Origin of the sequence: Nocardiopsis alborubida (genome assembly GCF_012396365.1) — a bacterium.
Taxonomy (GTDB): Bacteria; Actinomycetota; Actinomycetes; order Streptosporangiales; family Streptosporangiaceae; genus Nocardiopsis; species Nocardiopsis alborubida.
The window spans coordinates 31,762-47,893 of sequence record NZ_JAAXPG010000038.1; the positions used below are offsets into that span (position 1 = coordinate 31,762).

Genomic DNA, 16,132 nt, shown 5'->3' on the forward strand with positions numbered 1-16,132 from the left:
CCTTCGCGTTCCCGGCCGTTCCCGGGTGGGACACGGTCGGGCCGGGCCCGGCGGGAACGGCGGACACGGTCCGCCCGGTCCGGGCCCGGCCGGGTCAGGTCATCCGGCCAGCTGGCGCTTGACCTCTGCGGCCACGCGGGCGCCCTCGGCCCGACCGGCGATCTTGGGGTTGACGACCTTCATGACCTGGCCCATGGCTCGGGGGCCGTCGGCGCCGGTCTCGGTGACGGCCTCGGCCACCAGCGACGACAGCTCCTCGTCGGTGAGCTGCTTGGGCAGGTAGTCGGAGATGACCTCGCTCTCGGCCCGCTCGGCCGCGGCCTGCTCGGGCCGGTCGCCCTTGTCGAACGCCTCGGCGGCCTCGCGGCGCTTCTTGGCCTCCCGGGTGAGCAGACGGGTGATCTCGTCGTCGCCGAGGGAGCGCGAGGTGCTGCCGGCGGCCTCCTCGGTGGAGATGGCGGCCAGGACCATGCGCAGGGTGCCGGTGCGCACCTTGTCACGCGCCTTGATGGCGGTGGTCAGGTCGTTCTTGAGACGGGCTTTGAGTTCGGACATGAGCCGATCCTACGGCGGGGCGCCGCGGGGCCACCAACGGTTTGCGCGTGCGGACGCCGTGTGGGCGGAGCTCACACGGCGCCGTCGGTCGGCGGCCGGGATTCGCGCCCGTGTGCTCCGTGGATCTGCGACGATCTCTGTGACGACGAAGGAGGGCGATGGGCGCCGACAACAGACGAATCCTGCGCAGAGTGGGCCGCGCGGCCGCGATCACGGGCGCCGTCGGAGCGGCGGGACTGGTCTACGCCTCGGTCATCGAGCGCAACTGGTTCCGACTGCGCCGCTACGAGCTGCCTCTGCTGCCCCCCGGCAGCCCGCGGCTGCGGATCCTGCACCTGTCCGACGCGCACCTGACACCCGACCGGAAGATGCTCATCGAGTGGATCCGGGGGCTGGAGGCCCACGAGCCGGACCTCGTGGTCAACACGGGTGACTCGCTGGCGCACCCGGACGCGGTGGGGCCGTTCACCGAGGCCCTGGGGCCGCTGCTGGACCGGCCGGGCGCGTTCGTGTACGGGTCCAACGACCTGTTCTCGCCGCAGCCGAAGAACCCGGCCCGCTACCTGTGGCGGACCAGCAAGAACGACTACAACAAGCGCCGGGTGCCGGACCTGCCCTGGCGTGAGCTGGGCGAGGCCATGTCCGCGTCCGGATGGCTGGACCTGAACAACCGCAGGGGCGGACTGAAGGCGGGCGGGCTCGACATCGCCCTGGCCGGGGTGCACGACTCGCACATCAAGCTGGACAGGTACGAGGAGGTCGCCGGACCAGCCGACCCGTCGGCGGCCCTGCGCCTGGGCGTGCTGCACTCGCCGGAGCCGTCCAACCTGGACCGGTTCGCGGCCGACGGCTACCAACTGCTCCTGGCCGGGCACACGCACGGCGGCCAGCTGTGCCTGCCGTTCTACGGGACCCTGGTCACCAACTGCGGGATCGACCGCAAGCGCGCCTGGGGGCTGCACGAGTACGGGGACGCGTGGCTGCACGTGTCCGGCGGCCTGGGCACCTCCCCGTACGCCCCGGTGCGGTTCTGCTGCCGTCCGGAGGCCTCCCTGCTGGACCTCGTGGCCTCCTCCTGACCCTCCTCGGCGCTCCGGCCGAAAACCGTGCGCGAGCACTCCCGGGAGTCCGCTAGACTTGTGGACGTTGCTTCGGGGTGTAGCGCAGCTTGGCAGCGCGCTTCGTTCGGGACGAAGAGGTCGTGGGTTCAAATCCCGCCACCCCGACCAGCACGAAGGCCGGTCCTACGGGACCGGCCTTCGTCGTGTCGGGGGCCGAACAGGGAGCCTCGGCACCGGGCGGAACCCCGGGAAACCGCGGCCCCGCCCCCGGCCCGGGTGCGGGGAGCCGGGCCGGGGAAGCGCCGGGCTGCCTAGCGGATGTTCACGTCCACGCAGGCGTAGAAGGCGTTACCGGTGTCGGCGACGTTCCAGCGGGCCAGGATCGTGTGGCGGCCGTTGTAGCCGGACAGGTCCACGTTGTGGTGGACGGTCGAGTCGGGCCGGGCCCCGCCGTCGTCGAAGTTGGCGATGCGCTGACCGCCGATGAAGTACTCCCAGTTGGCGGTGGCGTGCGTGACGGTCAGGGTCCAGGTGAAGTTCAGCGAGGTGCCGACCTGGGTGACGTGCCAGCCGTGGTTGTCGTCGTCGAGCTCGGAGAACCGGGAGTTGCCGCCGGAACAGCTCATCAGGCCCTTGGGGCCCTCCACGCTCTGCGGCTCCCACTGGATGCCGCCGCACTCGACCATGCCCGCCGCGCACTGCGCCTGGCGGCTCATGGGGGCCGAGACGTAGCCGTGCGCGCTGGCCGCGCTGGCGGGCATCAGGGTGAAGATCAGAGCGGTGGCCGCGGCGACGGCGGAGGCGGAGCGGATCCTGTTGAGGGTCTTCATTGAACGGGGCCCTTCTCTTCGGGTCACGATCCCGTCCGGCCTGGCGGCACGGTGCGGGGGATTCGTAGCGGGGTGACCCGGACCGTTTTTCCGGCCCAGGAAGTGGAGTGCGTCCGTAGGGGCTCGGATATTTCCCCCGCGGACACCGGACGTCGTTGTCCCGGCCATTCCGGGCGTCCCCGGAATTTCCTTCCACCTGTTGTCGGTAGACCGTAAAGACCCTGTCACTACACGTCAATACCCCTGTCGTGCAGGGGGACGGCGTACCACATCGTCGGTGGCCCGACCGGGCGAACGCATTCCGGCACTGGTACTGACGGCACTTCCTCCGTCATTTGCGCCGCGAACTGGAAAGACACCTTACAGTTGCAAGTCCTGGTCTGTCGTAAAACGTTGTGGACCATCGGCCCTTCGATCCGCTCCTGGACCGGTTCTAACCAGATGGATAGATTTCCCTTACCCCCGCTCCGGCGCGGCCCGGCGACGGCAGGTCCCGCGCCGGAAAACGCGTGGCCGCGTGCGGAGGTCGGATCCTAGGCTCTCGGGCATGCCCCCGGTCTTCCTCCCCGGCCTGGAACTGTCCCGGGCCCTGTACACGGACGCGGTCGCGCCCCTGCTCGCCCGAGGTCCCCGGCCCGTCACGCACGCCGCCGCGCTGCTCGGCGCCGGGTCCGAGGTCCTCGGACTGGACACCGAGCGCTCCACCGACCACGGCTGGGGGCCGCGGCTCCAGGTCTTCGTGGACGGACCCGGCGAACGCGAACGCGTGCTGGCGCTGCTCGCCGGGGGCCTGCCCGAGCGGGTGCGCGGCTGGCCGGTCCGGTTCGGCCCCAACGACGGCCCTCCCCAGACGTGGCGGCCCGACGCCGACGCGCCCGAGGGCCGACACCGGGTGGAGGTCAGCGGGTCCGGCGACTGGCTGCGGGGCCGGCTCGGCTTCGACCCGGGCGAGGGGGTGGAGGTCGCCGACTGGCTCGCCACGCCCACCCAGCGGCTGGCCGAGGTGGTGGGCGGAGCCGTCTTCCACGACGGCGTCGGCGCGGTCACACGGGCCAGAGAGCGGCTGGCCTGGTACCCGGACGACGTGTGGCGGTACGTGCTGGCCTGCCAGTGGCAGCGCGTGTCCCAGGAGGAGGCGTTCGTCGGCCGCTGCGCGGAGGTGGGAGACCGTCTGGGCGCGCGGGTGGTCGCGGCCCGGGTGGTCCGCGACCTCATGCGCCTGGCCCTGCTGCTGGAGCGCCGCTACCCGCCCTACTCCAAGTGGCTGGGAAGCGCCTTCGCCCGCCTGCCCTGGGCGGCGGAGCTGGCCCCGCTCCTGGAACGGGCTCTGGACGCGGACGCCGCGGCCCTCGCCGAGGCGTCCTCCCTGGTGGCCGACCGGCAGAACCGGACCGGCCTCGCCGCCGCCCTGGACACCCGGCCCCGGCCGTTCCACGAACGCCCCTGGCCGGTGCTGGACGCGGCCCGGTTCGCCCGCGCCCTGCTGGCGGGGATCACCGCCCCCGAGCTGGCCGCACGGCCGCCGGTGGGGGCGATCGACCAGTTCGCGGACAACACCGACGCGCTGACCCGGCCGGAGGTGTTCCGCTCCCTGGGTCCGTGAGCCGCGTCCCGGCCGCGCGACCCGGGCCGTCCGTGCGGGCAGGACCATCCCGTGCGCGAGCCCTCCCCCCTCCCGTCTTCAGGCCGTACGCGCGCCCGGTCCGCCCCGTCACCGCGGGTGCGCCCACGGGGGCGTGGTCCGCCCGCACGCGCGCGCGGGTGCCGTACGATCCCAGGCATGGGCAGACCGTCCGACCGATCACCTCTACGAAGGATCAGCGCGGAGGCCTGCGTCCTCGGCGGCGCGGGGTACGCCCTCCTGCTCCAGATCGCCCACCCCAGCGTCGCCCGCGGGGTGCACGACCACAGCGACTTCTCCTCCCGGCCGTTCAACCGGCTGCTCGGCACCCTCTACTTCGTGTACGGCACGGTCTACGGCACCGAGGAGGAGCGAAAGCGCCTGCACGACATCGTGCGGGCGCTGCACCGCAAGGTGAACGGCCCCGGGTACCGGGCCCTGGACGACGACCTCCTGCTGTGGGTGGCCGCCACCCTGTTCCAGTCCGCCTCGCGGCTGCACGCGATGGTGTTCGGCGAACTCGGCGAGGAGGAGCGCGCCCTGCACCTGCGCGAGGCGTCGGCGTTCGCCACCGCCCTGGGCCTGCCCGAGGAGAAGTGGCCCGCGTCCCCCGAGGAGTTCGCCGCCTACTGGGAAGGGGCCCTGTCCCGGCTGGAGGTGGGTGAGGAGGCCCGCGCCATCACCAAGCAGTTGTTCCACCCGCCGAGCGCGCCCCTGCGCCCGCTGATGCGGATCCAGCTCCTGCTCACCGGCGGGCTGCTCCCGCCGGACCTGCGCGAGCGGTTCGCGATCCCGTGGTCGCGGGCGCGCCAGCGCCGGTTCGACCGGATCGTGCGGACGACCCGCGCGGTGTACCCGCACGTCCCCCGGCCGGTGCGCGTCCTGCCCGCGACGCTGTGCCTGTGGACCATGCGGCGCGGAACCCTGGGGCCGCGCTGGCTGGGGCCGCCGCGACGCCGTTCGAGGCCAGGTGCGGCGCCGCGCCGCGGGGCGAGGGGAACCGTCGGCTAGGACCGGCTGAGACCGTCAGCCGAGGGACTCGGGCGGCCTGTCCTCCAGGGCCTTCCTGGCCTGTTCCGCCTCGGCCAGTCCCAGCTCGGTGAAGATCTCCTCGGCCTCGCTGAGGAACCCCCGCGCCCGGTCCGCCGCCATGACCGGTTCGGGCAGGCGGCCGAGGGCGAGCGCGGCGCGGGCGACCATGTAGCGCTCGCTGCGCTCGACCGCGATGGCGCGGCCCCTCTCCAACTCGGACAGGGCCTCGCCGTGGCGTCCGGCGGCCGCGTAGGTCATTCCCAGCTCAGTAAGGATTTCGGCGTCGCCACTGCGGATACCGGACTTGTCTGACAGCGCCGACGCCTCGCTGTGGGACTCGATCGCCTGCTCCCAGTTCTCGGCCGCACGGTGAGCTATGCCCAGGGCGTTGTGCACATAGATCTGATTGCTCATCAGATGCAGGCGCACGGACAGCTCCAGTGCCTCGTTCAGGTCCCGGAAAGCGTCCTCCAGATCGCCCAACCCGACATGGGCCTCGCCCATGACCCGCTTGGCTTGGACCCTGGCCTCGTTCAAGTCCTCGCCGCCGGCCTTCGCGGTGGCCTGTTCAGCACAGTACAGCGCCTCCGTGTACTCCCCCAGCGCCTGTTTCACGAAGGCGAGGTTGCTCCATTGCACCGCCTCCAGGCGGGTGTCCCGCAACTCGACCGCGTGGTCGAGCACGCCTTGGAAGGCCTCCACGGCGTCCGAGAGGAGTCCGACGCGCTCGTAAACCACGCCCAGATTGGCCAGGACCCGTATGAGTCCTCTGCTGTCGTCGATCGACGCCAACAGGCCCCGGGCCTCCGTGAGGAGATCCAGCGACTCGTCGAAGCGGCCCGCAAGACAGTGTGCGACGCCCAGTCCGATGAGGGTCACCGCGCGTCCTCGCTGATTCCCCTGTTTGTCGCTGATCTGGAGTGCCCGCTGATGGGAACTGACCAACAGCCCCATCTGGCCGTGGAGGGCGTAGAAGCGCCACACCGCATCAGCCATCCGCCAGGCGTACTCGCCGTTCCCGTGTGAGGCGAAGTACTCGATCGTCTCCGCCAGGTTCTCCTGGTGCAGGGTGAACCAGTTCTCGGCGTCCTCCCGCCCGGTCAGCTCGATCCGATACTCAGGAGCCACGTCGACATCGTCGTGCGCGCGCGGACCCAGAAGGTCGGCGGCATGCTGAGCGGTCGCCATGTACTGCTCCGCCAGGCGCAGCCTGGCCGAATCGATCTCCTGTGCGCTCAGGACCATGGCCCCACGGTCCCGTGAGAAGGCGCCGATCAGGTCGTGCAGGCGGTACACGTCACCCTGGGGCTCCTCCAACAAGCACACCCCGACCAACTCCTGGAGGATGTCGTCCGCGTCCTCCACGGTCATGTCCAGGAGGGCGGCCGCGCCGCCGAGGTCGATCGTGCTGCCGATCATCAGGCCCAGCAGGAGGAAGGTCCGGCTCTGGTCCCGGTTGAGGCTCTGGAAGGACAGGTCGATGGCGGCCTCGACGCTCTGCCCCTCGACCTGGAGTTCGCGGAACTTCCGGTTCTGCTCGCCGAGGCGGCGGGCGACGTGCGCGAACGACCACCTGGGGCGGCTGAGCATCCGTCCGGCCACCACGCGCAGGGCGAGGGGGAGGCCGCCGCAGATCCGGATGATCTCCCGGGCCTGTTCCGGTTCGCGCCGTACGCGTTCGTCCCCCAGCACGCGCCCGAGCAGCTCCAGGGAGGACTGCTCGTCGAACACCCCCAACGACAGGAAGCGGGCGCCGCTGAGCCCGGAGAGCTCGTTGCGGGTCGTGATGAGGGTCATCGACCCCGGGGAGGAGGAGAGGAGCGGGCTGACCTGGGCGTAGCTGAGCGCGTTGTCGAGGATGACCAGGACCCTGCGCCCCATGAGGGTGGCCCTCCACAGAGCCGACCGCTCGTCGAGGGACTCGGGCACCGCCTCGGGGTCGATACCGACCGCGCGGAGCAGGGCGCCGAGCGCGGAGGCGGCGTCGAGCGGTTCCCTGTCCGTCGTGTAGCCGTACAGGTCGATGAACAGCTGTCCGTCGGGGTAACGCTCGGCCGCCTCGTAACCGAAGCGGACCGCGGTGGTCGTCTTCCCCTCGCCGCCGCTGCCCGTGATGACGCAGACCTGCGCGCGGGTCTCCCCCGTGCGCGCCACCTCGTCCAACTGGCGCAGGGAGTCGCGACGCCCCGTGAAGTCGGGCAGGTCCCGGGGGAGGTCGTTGCGCACCACGAAGCGCGTTCCGGGTTCTCCGGCCGTCGGGTCCTGGGCCCCTTCCTGGAAGTCCTCCTGGAGGATCCGGGTGTGCAGGGCGGTCAGTTCCGGCCCGGGGTCGACACCCAGTTCGTCGGCGAGCCTGGCCCGGAACTCCTCGTAGACGGAGAGCGCCCTGGCGCGTTCGTTGTCGCGCCACAGGGCCGTGATGAGCAGGTGGTGCAGACGCTCCCTGAAGGGTTCCTCGCTGACCAGGGGCGTCAGCCGGGAGACCACGTCGGAGCACCTGCCCAGCTCCAGGGCACAGGTGGCCCAGGCGACGACGCAGGACCAGCGCTCCTCCCGCAGGGGGGGCCACGACGGAGTGGTCCAGGTACTCCGAACCGACACCGGAGAAGGGCAGCCCCCGCCAGCACTCCAAAGCCTGTTCCAGCATCTCGACGGCTGCCTTGGGCTCGGCCGAGGCGGCCCGGTCCCGGAGGCTCCGGAAACGGTGCAGGTCGACCGAATCCGGATCCACGTCGAGGACGTAGCCGCCGGAGGTCGTGGAGATGCTGTCCGGAAAGGCCCTGCGCAGATGGGAGATCTGGACCTGGATCACGGATCGAGCGGTACGTGGTGGGTCATCGTTCCAGAGGTAGCCGATGAGCTGGTCGATGGTGACCTCGCGGCCCAGGTGGACCAGCAGCGCTCCCAGCACACAGAGCTGGCGCGGACCACCGACCTGAACAGGTCGGCCGTCCGCCCAGACGGTGATGGGGCCGAGCACGCCGAATTCCACAAGTAGCAACCCTAGCAAGGGCCATTGGAACGAAATAGGGAATGCGGACATGCCGACGACTCCGAGCACCCCCCTCCACGAAAGTACTCGGAGTGACCGTCGGATTACCCGGAAAAGGGACTACTTCTCCTGGGCGGGCTTCTCCTCGGCGGGCGCGGGCGCCGCCTCCGCGGGCACAGCCTCCGCGGGCTCCTCGGCCGGGACGGGCCTTCCCGGGATCGGCTCCTGGTAGGGAATGCCCTTCGCCTCGGGGGCGACGTCGGCGACGATCGCCTCGAACTCCTCGTCCACGGTCAGCATCTTCGGCACTCGGACTCCTCTTCTCACGGCACTCGCGTAGAGCCGCAAAGTAGCCCTACGTCTACGAAGCATCAAGGGACCCCGCCTTCCGGCGGACTGGCCACCCGTGGCGGGTTCCGCCTCAAAGCACACCACGGGTGGCATGTGTCCAACGAACGTCGCACTGTGTCGGACCCGCGAGCCGTCCTCTCGCGGGTCCGATCGCGTCGAACGTGTTCCACACTAGAGAGATCCTCTTCCACTCCGCTTTCAGTCTTCTTTCAGTGCTGAAATCGCTGTGGCGAAGGCGGTTGCGGGACCGCGTCATCATTGACCGCCAGGCGCCGCCACGGCCAGCGGTTGGCCGGTTGCGGACGGTCAGAGCCCGTCCACACGGTGTACGGCGGCCGCCGCGCACCGCGCGCTCCCCGGCCAGGAGGTGTCGTGGACCAGGGAGGACACCCTCCGCGGAGCCGGATCCCGCTTCCTCTTCAATCTTCCGAGAAACGACCGGCATAAACCACGCGTTCCCTCCCGACACCGAAATCCGGGAAATTCCCATCCTCAGGAGGGCACGATTGTGCCCGCCCCCGGGAAGTCCGCGACCCGGACGCGTCGGGTGTTCTCTTGCGGAGCTTTTCGCGCCCCTTGCGTTCCTTCCCCGCCGGTGCGCCGTGCGCTCCCCCCGGACCGGCGCGCCCCCGGAGGACCGGGCACGCCCGGACGGTCACGACCTCACGAGCGCGTACGCCCCCGGCCGGGAATTCCCTGTGGCACCGGGCACGTACACCGGAGGAGGGCTGCGCGAGCCCGCTGTCGGGCCATAGGTTGCTAGGGAGCATGCCGATCGGACGGCACCGGTGGTCCCGGAGGGCGCGAAGTTGGAGGACGTGATGCTGGAGGGCGACGGAAACGGCTGGGTGAGCCTGCCGGACGGAACCCGCAGGTGGGGGGTCTACGGCGCGGCCGGACTGCTGCTGTACGCCACCGACGCCGCCGGAGCGGGCCACGTGCTGCTCCAGCACCGGGCGGGCTGGACCCACATGGGGGACACCTGGGGCATCCCCGGGGGCGCCCGCAACCGGGACGAGACGCCCCTGGAGGCCGCCGTGCGCGAGTTCGAGGAGGAGGTCGAGGGGGACCTGGACGGGTACAGCCTCCTCGGCGTCCACGAGGAGGACCTGACCGTGTGGCGCTACGACACGTTCATGGCGAGCCTGCCGGGGCTGACGCCGTTCCGGCCAGGCAACTCCGAGAGCAAGGAGGTGCGCTGGGTACCGGTGGACTCCGCCGACGCGCTTCCCCTGCTGCCGCCGTTCCGCGCCGCGTGGCCGCACCTGTACGCGAACCTGGCCTCGGCCTTCTCGGAGAACGGCCGCGGTCCGGGCACTTCTCCGGCCGGTTGAGCGTTGAACCCTGCGCAGGGGCCTTTCGCGCACCCGTCCCCCGGACCGGACCCGGGAGTCCGGGAGGGTGCCGGAGGGCGGTCTCGGGGGAATGTCAGGGGCGGATCCCTGATGCGCTCCGGGCCCCGACCCCGCATGCTGAAGGGGACGGCCCGGCGAAGAGCGGTCGTCACGTTATTCGACTGGAGCAGTGGACATGACGCTGGAGCGCGGTAACGCATTCACTCCCGTCGCCTCGGCGACGATGATCTGGCCCTGGACCACCTCGGTGCTGGGGGGTGCCGCCGGTGGTGCCCTCTTCTTCCTCCTCAACCTGGGCTCGGGCCTGGGCGCCATCGCCTCCGGCCTGACCGCGGCGGTGGTCTTCTTCTCACTGATCGGCGGCGTGGGCGGTGTGATGAGCTCCAAGGCCGACCGCCGGGGCAAGCGCTACGCCGCCACCTACCCGTTCCGGTACGCGGCCGTGCCCGCGGGAATCGGCGGTGCGGGGTACGCCCTCGTCAGCATCTTCACCGGCTCGATCATCGGCGGACTGTTCGGCGGGCTGTTCGTCGCGGCGGCGATCTGGATCACCGTTGGCCTCATCGCGATGGTGGTCGGCAACAAGAACGCCTAGGCTCGGTATCTTCCGCCGATGGTGGAAAACAGATACTCACCTAGGGGAGACAACCGGGCGCCGATGACTGAATCTGCTCGTCAGAAGATGGTCGAGCGGGTCCGCGGGCTCCTCCGCATGGCGGAGGACCCCGCGGTTACTGATGCCGAGAGCCAGGCGTTCACCGCCAAGGCCGCCGAGCTGATGACCCGCCACGCGATCGCGGAGGCCGAGGCCCGCGCCGAGAGGGGCGAGGCGCCGGACGCGATCAGCCGCATGGACTACGCCGTCTCGGGGGTGGGAGGCCACGGCAAGGCACGGGTGCGCGCGCTGGCCGACATCTCCGCGGCCTACGGCTGCCAGTCCGCGGTACGGGGCAACAACTCCGAGAACACCGAGCGCGTCATGATCCTCGTGGGCACGGTGAGCGCGCTGGACGCGCTGCGGATGCTGCTGCCGTCGATCTCCATGCAGATGGAGGCGTCGGCGAAGTTCATGAGCTCGTCGCACGTGGCCGACATCCGGGAGCTGCGCAACTACACGCGCTCGGAGCTGGAGACCGAGCGCAAGCGCTACTACCGGTCGTTCGTGCGCGCCTACGGGCAGGCGGTGGCCGAGCGCATCCGCGAGTTCCGCGCGCGGTTGCAGGAGATGGCCTCGCCGGGCGGCTCGGGCGGGCCGGGGGAGAGCGTGGACGCCGCCCGCGGCGCGGAACTGGTGCTGCTGAACGACGTGCACCGGGTGAGCGAGGAGTTCCAGAAGCAGTTCCCGCAGCTGCGCAAGCACCGGCCCGAGCGCACGCACAGCGCGGCGGGGTACCGGGCGGGCTACCGGCGGGGGCGCCAGGCCGAACTCGGGCTGGACACGCCGGTGGGAAGCGGCGGTTCGTCCGTGCTGAACGAGAGCGAGTAGGCCTCTCTCCGCGGAGTTGTCCACAGGCTGTGCACAGAACCGCCCCGATTGTTGTTCTCGCATGTCAGAGGGGAAATGCGAGAGTTCAACCGGGGCGGTTCGGGTGTTCCTGGGGGCGATTACCCGGGGTTATCCACAGGAAGAACGGCATCCTGTGGATAACTCTGTGGATAAGGTGTCGGCCCGGTTGAGAAAGGGTCCATAACCTCTTATCAGGACACCCGCAAAGGCTGAACCAGGTAGCGGAAGGAGGGGTTCTCCCCCTCCTTGGCCGGCACGTCGGTGAACACGGCGGGTTTGGTCGGCTCGGTGAAGTTGAGGTGGGCGGTGTCGGTGTCCACACCCGCCAGTCCGTCCATGATGTAGTCGGGACGGAAGGCCAGCCGCAGGGGCTCGCCCTCGTAGCCGACCTCGATCGCCTCCACGGCCTGGGCGTCCTCGCCCGACCCCGCCTCCAGCACGACCTCGCCCTCGGAGAAGGCCAGCCGCAGCGGGGTGTTGCGGTCGGCGACCAGCGCCACGCGCTTGACCGCCTCCGCCAGCGGCGTCACGGCCACCTCGGCGCGCGCGGAGAACTCCTTGGGGAACCAGGCGGCGTACTTGACGAACTCGCTGTCGATCAGCCGGGTGGTGGTGCGGCGCTCGCCGTTCTCGAAGCCGATCATGCCCTCGCCCGGGGAGAGGCTGACGCCCTCGCCGCCGCTGGCCGTGGACAGGGCGATGTCCACGTTGGACCTGGTGAGCAGGCCGCGCACGGTGTCGCTCAGCGTGCGCGCGGGTACCAGGGCGGCCGCGTCCAGGCCCTGGTCCTCGGGGCTCCACCACAGTTCGCGCACGGCGATGCGGTAGCGGTCGGTGGCGACCAGGCTCAGGGTGTCGCCGCTGAAGTCGAGGTAGGCGCCGGTGAGCATGGGCAGGGTGTCGTCCCGGCTGGCCGCCGGGGCCACCTGACGCACGGCCGCCGCGAAGGCGTCCGCGGCTACGGAGCCGATGCGTCCGGGCATGCCGGGCAGGGTGGGGTAGTCCTCCAGCGGCATGGTGATGAGGGTGAAGCGCGCGGCTCCGCCGACGATGCGCAGCTTGGGGCCGTCGCTGTCGATGTGCACCGAGCCGGACGGCAGGTTGCGCACGATCTCGGCCAGGAGGCGGCCGGGGACGAGGGCGGCACCGGACTCCTCGGAGAGGACGTCCACCGAGGCGCGGGTGGAGACCTCGTAGTCGAACCCCGACAGGTGCAGGGAGGCGCCGTCCGGGGAGAGCTCCATGCGGATACCCGAGAGCACCGGGACGGCGGGCCTCGTGGGGAGGGCCCGGGCCGTCCAGGCGACCGCCTCGGCGAACGCGTCGCGGTCCACTCGAAGTTTCACGGTGAGGCCTCCTCGTAGCGCTGTCGTTGCCGACAACGTACCCAGTGGCGACGACAATGCGCCCTCCCCCGGACGGAACCTCGGGCGGGGTCCGACCTGGGAGAAGGCACGGCGGGACGCTGACCGGCCACGGCTCGCGGAGGACGGGGGCCGGGGACGGGGCGGGGCCGATCCGGGGGAGGGTTCCGGCCGGGCGCTGAGCGCGAGCGGGCCCGGCCGGGAACGTGACGGCTGTGGCTCCAGTGGCGCTATTTGCGGTTGGGGCGCAGGGTCCAGGTGATGCTCATGCGACCGGTGACGGTGCCGTCCCCGGTGCGCAGCTCGACGTTGACGGGGAACTCGGGGCGCCTGCCCTCGTCCAGCTCGGCGATGATCTCCTCGCGCGGGCGGCCCAGGACGGCCTCGGCGGTCAGGTCGCCCGTCGCGATCTTGAGGAAGTCGATCGTGGAGGTGGTCGGCAGGGGTACGGCGCGGTCGAGCTGGTCGCCGAAGGTGCCGATGATGACGGCGCCGGAGGCGGACTCGGCCAGGGTGAACATGGCGCCCGCGTGGGGGCCGCCGACGTGGTTGTGGTGGTCGGCGTTGTCGGGCAGGCGCATGACGGCGCGCCCGTGGTCCAGCTCGGTGAAGGTCAGGCCGAGGGTCCGGACGAAGGGGACCGCGGCCAGGAAACCGGCCTTGACCGTCTCCGCCGTCTCGGGGTTCATGTGTGCCATGGCCCTCATGTTACTGCCGAGTAACCTCAGGACGCCACCCCGAGCACCGGCGGGTGGAAACGTGTTCCCGGGCGGGCCGCGCGGGCGGAGGGGTGTGGGCTACCATGACGTGGCGGGGAGTCGCTTCCCGCGGGGAGGGTTCGCATAGCGGCCGAGTGCAGTGCTCTTGAAAAGCACCAAGTCCTTGACGGGACTTCGTGGGTTCAAATCCCACACCCTCCGCCACATCCCGGTGTCGCAGCAGTTCAGCGGCTCACGGGAGAGGCACCGAAGGCCGGTGGCCCCGGCCCGCTGCACATTCGTCGCACGCGGACCGGGGAGCCACCGGCCTTCGTCGTTCACTGAGGTAGGCAGCGAGACGATCGGGTCCAGCAGCGGGTTCCTCGCCATACGCCAGCCCTCTGCTCCCCGGATTCCGCGCGGGAACCGCTCCCTCTCCGCACAAGCCAGTCCTCGTGGCGCCGGTGCTCGTCCGCGTCAGTTGCCGATGCCCTGTGTTTGGTCCACGGCTTTGTCGGTACGTCTGAGGGGAGGCGCCCGTATGCACACCCCCTTGTCGGCGACGGCCTGTTCGGCTACCTGCCGGGCCAGCGGCTGGACCCAACAACCCGGCCCACGCGCTCCCGGCCGTGGAAGTCGTCCTCAGCTCACGCCGACAGCGACCACGGAAGGCTTGCGTGAGAGCCATCTCGAACCATCCTCAGGAACGAATGACCTGGTGGCAGAGCATCAGCCCGTCCTTCACCGTGCTGGCAGGCATCTGCATCAGTGTTTCCGCGCTGATGCGTGAAGACCGCCTGTTCGTCCTTCTGGGCGTGCTGGTCGCGGTGTCCGCAGCCGTCATCCAGGGCTACTGGCTGCTGCAGATGTACCGGCGCCGGCGCCACGGCCCCGCGCGACCGCACGAGGAGCCATAGCCGCGCACCAGCCAATTCGTCGTTTTGTCGACAGGGGTCAAGGCCCTCGGCACAGCAGGGTTTCGTGGGTTCGTATCCCATAACCCGCGGAACCGAGGGCCCTCGCCCCTTCTGTCAGTTCGCCGGGAAGCCTTCGTTGGTCACAGGTGCTCCTCTTCGGGCTCGGTCGCTACCTTTCGCGGACGGCCGCCGGTCGTGCGCCAGGGCTCGGGCAGCGGTCCGCCCGCGCGCAGGTGTGCGTCCAGCAGCGACAGCAACCGGTCGGCCTCGTACAGCGCCGCACAGGCCTCACCGGCGTGGCGCGGTCGTGTCCGGAGTTCCTCGGACAGGGCGTCGTACAGGTCCGTGGCGGTGTCCGGTCCGGGTTCGGATTCGAGGAGGCCCGGCGGAACCGGCGTGCTCACGAGACCGCCCCCAGGCCCGCCAGGAGGTCCCCCACCGGCTGACGCCGCGCCTCGTGGGCCAGGTAGTAGCCCCGCACGAGGGCCTCCGACGGATCGATCGGGGGCAGCGGCTCACGCCGGGTGCCGTCCGGGGTCGGGCGCGGAGCGGGGACCGGAGGAGGAGTCGGTGCGCCCGCGACCGTGCCGGGATCGACGGCGTAGCGGCGCACCCGGGAGGCGCGGCGCCTGCGGGCCTCGGCGCGCAGCTCTCCGGCGAGGACGCGCGGTGCCGCGTGGAGGCCCCGTGCCGGACGGAGGCAACGAAGGATGACGGCCACCAGGGCCGTTACGATGTGCACTTGTCTGCCTGCTTTCACCAGGTGGACTGGGCCCGGGGGTGTTCGCCGCACCACCGGGCCGCCTCATGTTCAATTCCCGATAATAGACCAGTTCAGCTATAGCACGCTAGGCATGCCTGCATTGCTAGGCGTCCTAAGGATTCCTAGCGTCCCTGACATGGAGTGGCGTGAGGGTCTGCCCAGGTGGGTACAGATAGCGGACGAACTGGAGAGGCGTATCCGAGAGGGTGAGTACCCGCCCGGGAGTCGCGTCCCGTCGGTGCTCAAGCTCATGGACGAGTTCCAGGTGGCCTCCGCGACGGCGCAGAAGGCTCTCTCCGGACTGCGCGACCGGGGGCTGACGCGTACCGAACCGGGGATCGGGTCCACCGTCCGGGATTCCCCACGACGTGCGCCCTGAGCGGCCGCGTCCCTGGTTCCTGGTTCCTGGTTCCTGGTTCCTGGTTCCTGCTCCTCAGCATCGCCCTCGTCGCGTGCAGCACCGTGTGGATCGCGCTGGGCCCCGGACCCGGGCGGCTGGCTGGCCTTCCTCGTCTGGAACGTCCTCGTCACCTGGCTGGTCTGTCTGGGGATCGCCGTCCGCGACCACACCAGGCCGAGGAAACCCCACGGTGAGCGGTGACCGCCGTCCGACCGCCCCGTCGACGTGTCGACATGTCGCCGCATCGTTCCGACGCGGGTGGGCAGTATGCACGCCATGATCGGACGACTGCACACCATCGCCCTGGACTGCCCCGACCCCGGCGCGCTCGCGGACTTCTACGCCGAGCTGCTCGGGCTCCCCGTCACCAAGCGTGAGGAGCACTGGGTGGTGGTCGGGGAGGACTGGCCGCGGCTCGCCTTCCAGCACGCGCCCGACCACAAGGCCCCGGCGTGGCCGGACCCCGAGCGGCCCCAGCAGGCGCACCTCGACGTCTGGGTGGAGGACATCGAGGCGGCCGAGGAGCGCGTGCTGGCACTCGGGGCGCGCAGGCTCGCGGTCGCCGAGGACGACCCCCGCGACCTGTTCCGGGTCTACGCCGACCCCGCCGGGCACCCCTTCTGCCTGGAGTACGCCGCCGGAGGCGCCTGAACCCGCCCGGGGGCGCCCGGGCGGGCGTCCCCGGC

At 70.8% G+C, this 16,132-nt stretch carries 17 protein-coding genes, 2 tRNA genes and 1 pseudogene; 11 read left to right on the forward strand and 9 right to left on the reverse strand.

The features are described from left to right. Positions 1-99: 99 nt before the first annotated feature. Complete coding sequence (locus HGB44_RS28180) at positions 100-555, reverse strand: GatB/YqeY domain-containing protein (RefSeq protein ID WP_061082867.1); 456 nt, start codon at positions 553-555, stop codon at positions 100-102. A 158-nt stretch (positions 556-713) separates the two neighbouring features. Between HGB44_RS28180 and HGB44_RS28185 the strand changes: the two genes are divergently transcribed. Next, positions 714-1,634, forward strand: a complete 921-nt coding sequence (locus tag HGB44_RS28185) for a metallophosphoesterase (protein WP_061082866.1) — start codon at positions 714-716, stop codon at positions 1,632-1,634. 73 nt (positions 1,635-1,707) lie between these two features. Next, a tRNA-Pro gene (locus HGB44_RS28190) sits at positions 1,708-1,784 on the forward strand. A gap of 143 nt (positions 1,785-1,927) precedes the next feature. Here the strand turns inward: HGB44_RS28190 and HGB44_RS28195 are convergent. After that, entirely contained in the window at positions 1,928-2,446 is a 519-nt protein-coding gene (locus HGB44_RS28195; protein ID WP_061082865.1) for a lytic polysaccharide monooxygenase auxiliary activity family 9 protein, read from the reverse strand. Between the two features lie 547 nt (positions 2,447-2,993). Here HGB44_RS28195 and HGB44_RS28200 point away from each other — a divergent pair. Further along, positions 2,994-4,049, forward strand: coding sequence for a DUF4037 domain-containing protein (locus HGB44_RS28200; protein WP_061082864.1), 1,056 nt, complete (start codon positions 2,994-2,996; stop codon positions 4,047-4,049). A gap of 177 nt (positions 4,050-4,226) precedes the next feature. Further along, on the forward strand, positions 4,227-5,078 hold the full coding sequence (locus HGB44_RS28205; RefSeq protein ID WP_061082863.1) for an oxygenase MpaB family protein: 852 nt from the start codon (positions 4,227-4,229) through the stop codon (positions 5,076-5,078). A 15-nt stretch (positions 5,079-5,093) separates the two neighbouring features. Here HGB44_RS28205 and HGB44_RS28210 read toward each other — a convergent pair whose 3' ends face one another. The 3 genes and pseudogenes from HGB44_RS28210 to HGB44_RS28215 form a co-directional block, all read right to left on the reverse strand. Further along, complete coding sequence (locus HGB44_RS28210; protein WP_455430063.1) at positions 5,094-7,700, reverse strand: ATP-binding protein; 2,607 nt, start codon at positions 7,698-7,700, stop codon at positions 5,094-5,096. A gap of 211 nt (positions 7,701-7,911) precedes the next feature. Beyond that, positions 7,912-8,142 (reverse strand): annotated as a pseudogene (locus tag HGB44_RS32915) (AfsR/SARP family transcriptional regulator); the annotation flags it as partial. A gap of 69 nt (positions 8,143-8,211) precedes the next feature. Beyond that, complete coding sequence (locus tag HGB44_RS28215) at positions 8,212-8,400, reverse strand: hypothetical protein (RefSeq protein ID WP_061082862.1); 189 nt, start codon at positions 8,398-8,400, stop codon at positions 8,212-8,214. Positions 8,401-9,263: 863 nt separating this feature from the next. Here HGB44_RS28215 and HGB44_RS28220 point away from each other — a divergent pair. The 3 genes from HGB44_RS28220 (at position 9,264) to HGB44_RS28230 (ending at position 11,283) form a co-directional block, all read left to right on the forward strand. Next, positions 9,264-9,776 carry an NUDIX hydrolase gene (locus HGB44_RS28220; protein WP_061082872.1) on the forward strand — a complete coding sequence of 171 codons (513 nt, stop codon included), beginning with the start codon at positions 9,264-9,266 and terminating at the stop codon, positions 9,774-9,776. Positions 9,777-9,972: 196 nt separating this feature from the next. Continuing rightward, positions 9,973-10,392 carry a hypothetical protein gene (locus HGB44_RS28225; protein WP_061082861.1) on the forward strand — a complete coding sequence of 140 codons (420 nt, stop codon included), beginning with the start codon at positions 9,973-9,975 and terminating at the stop codon, positions 10,390-10,392. A gap of 87 nt (positions 10,393-10,479) precedes the next feature. Further along, the gene (locus HGB44_RS28230) at positions 10,480-11,283 is read left to right on the forward strand and encodes a DUF2786 domain-containing protein (RefSeq protein ID WP_061082860.1); all 804 of its coding nucleotides are present in this window, start codon (positions 10,480-10,482) and stop codon (positions 11,281-11,283) included. 212 nt (positions 11,284-11,495) lie between these two features. On the opposite strand, the gene dnaN is transcribed toward HGB44_RS28230, so the two are convergent. Continuing rightward, the gene (dnaN, locus tag HGB44_RS28235) at positions 11,496-12,638 is read right to left on the reverse strand and encodes a DNA polymerase III subunit beta (protein ID WP_082768577.1); all 1,143 of its coding nucleotides are present in this window, start codon (positions 12,636-12,638) and stop codon (positions 11,496-11,498) included. Between the two features lie 260 nt (positions 12,639-12,898). Next, entirely contained in the window at positions 12,899-13,357 is a 459-nt protein-coding gene (locus HGB44_RS28240; RefSeq protein WP_082768576.1) for a hotdog fold domain-containing protein, read from the reverse strand. Between the two features lie 142 nt (positions 13,358-13,499). On the opposite strand from HGB44_RS28240, the gene HGB44_RS28245 reads away from it, so the two are divergent. Continuing rightward, positions 13,500-13,591 (forward strand) — tRNA-Ser (locus HGB44_RS28245). Between the two features lie 485 nt (positions 13,592-14,076). Continuing rightward, positions 14,077-14,283, forward strand: coding sequence for a hypothetical protein (locus HGB44_RS28250; RefSeq protein ID WP_061082857.1), 207 nt, complete (start codon positions 14,077-14,079; stop codon positions 14,281-14,283). Between the two features lie 140 nt (positions 14,284-14,423). Here the strand turns inward: HGB44_RS28250 and HGB44_RS28255 are convergent, their stop codons facing one another. Together HGB44_RS28255 and HGB44_RS28260 are read right to left on the reverse strand one after the other, a co-directional pair. After that, complete coding sequence (locus tag HGB44_RS28255) at positions 14,424-14,687, reverse strand: hypothetical protein (RefSeq protein WP_061082856.1); 264 nt, start codon at positions 14,685-14,687, stop codon at positions 14,424-14,426. Next, complete coding sequence (locus HGB44_RS28260; protein ID WP_061082855.1) at positions 14,684-15,025, reverse strand: hypothetical protein; 342 nt, start codon at positions 15,023-15,025, stop codon at positions 14,684-14,686. The genes HGB44_RS28255 and HGB44_RS28260 overlap by 4 nt, the downstream gene beginning before the upstream one ends. A gap of 157 nt (positions 15,026-15,182) precedes the next feature. On the opposite strand from HGB44_RS28260, the gene HGB44_RS28265 reads away from it, so the two are divergent. Together HGB44_RS28265 and HGB44_RS28270 are read left to right on the forward strand one after the other, a co-directional pair. Next, a complete protein-coding gene (locus tag HGB44_RS28265) occupies positions 15,183-15,425 on the forward strand; it encodes a GntR family transcriptional regulator (RefSeq protein ID WP_061082854.1) in 243 nt (80 codons plus the stop codon). A gap of 297 nt (positions 15,426-15,722) precedes the next feature. Next, the gene (locus HGB44_RS28270; protein WP_061082871.1) at positions 15,723-16,097 is read left to right on the forward strand and encodes a VOC family protein; all 375 of its coding nucleotides are present in this window, start codon (positions 15,723-15,725) and stop codon (positions 16,095-16,097) included. Positions 16,098-16,132 lie beyond the last annotated feature (35 nt).

What these genes read in the sequence shown, in the direction of transcription:
- HGB44_RS28180 (WP_061082867.1), bottom strand. Translation starts at nt 555, where the DNA reads ATGTCCGAACTCAAAGCCCGTCTCAAGAACGACCTGACCACCGCCATC.
- HGB44_RS28225 (WP_061082861.1), top strand. Translation starts at nt 9,973, where the DNA reads ATGACGCTGGAGCGCGGTAACGCATTCACTCCCGTCGCCTCGGCGACG.
- HGB44_RS28265 (WP_061082854.1), top strand. Translation starts at nt 15,183, where the DNA reads ATGGAGTGGCGTGAGGGTCTGCCCAGGTGGGTACAGATAGCGGACGAA.
- HGB44_RS28270 (WP_061082871.1), top strand. Translation starts at nt 15,723, where the DNA reads ATGATCGGACGACTGCACACCATCGCCCTGGACTGCCCCGACCCCGGC.
- HGB44_RS28240 (WP_082768576.1), bottom strand. Translation starts at nt 13,357, where the DNA reads ATGAACCCCGAGACGGCGGAGACGGTCAAGGCCGGTTTCCTGGCCGCG.
- HGB44_RS28230 (WP_061082860.1), top strand. Translation starts at nt 10,480, where the DNA reads ATGGTCGAGCGGGTCCGCGGGCTCCTCCGCATGGCGGAGGACCCCGCG.
- HGB44_RS28205 (WP_061082863.1), top strand. Translation starts at nt 4,227, where the DNA reads ATGGGCAGACCGTCCGACCGATCACCTCTACGAAGGATCAGCGCGGAG.
- HGB44_RS28195 (WP_061082865.1), bottom strand. Translation starts at nt 2,446, where the DNA reads ATGAAGACCCTCAACAGGATCCGCTCCGCCTCCGCCGTCGCCGCGGCC.
- HGB44_RS28220 (WP_061082872.1), top strand. Translation starts at nt 9,264, where the DNA reads ATGCTGGAGGGCGACGGAAACGGCTGGGTGAGCCTGCCGGACGGAACC.
- HGB44_RS28185 (WP_061082866.1), top strand. Translation starts at nt 714, where the DNA reads ATGGGCGCCGACAACAGACGAATCCTGCGCAGAGTGGGCCGCGCGGCC.
- HGB44_RS28200 (WP_061082864.1), top strand. Translation starts at nt 2,994, where the DNA reads ATGCCCCCGGTCTTCCTCCCCGGCCTGGAACTGTCCCGGGCCCTGTAC.
- HGB44_RS28250 (WP_061082857.1), top strand. Translation starts at nt 14,077, where the DNA reads ATGACCTGGTGGCAGAGCATCAGCCCGTCCTTCACCGTGCTGGCAGGC.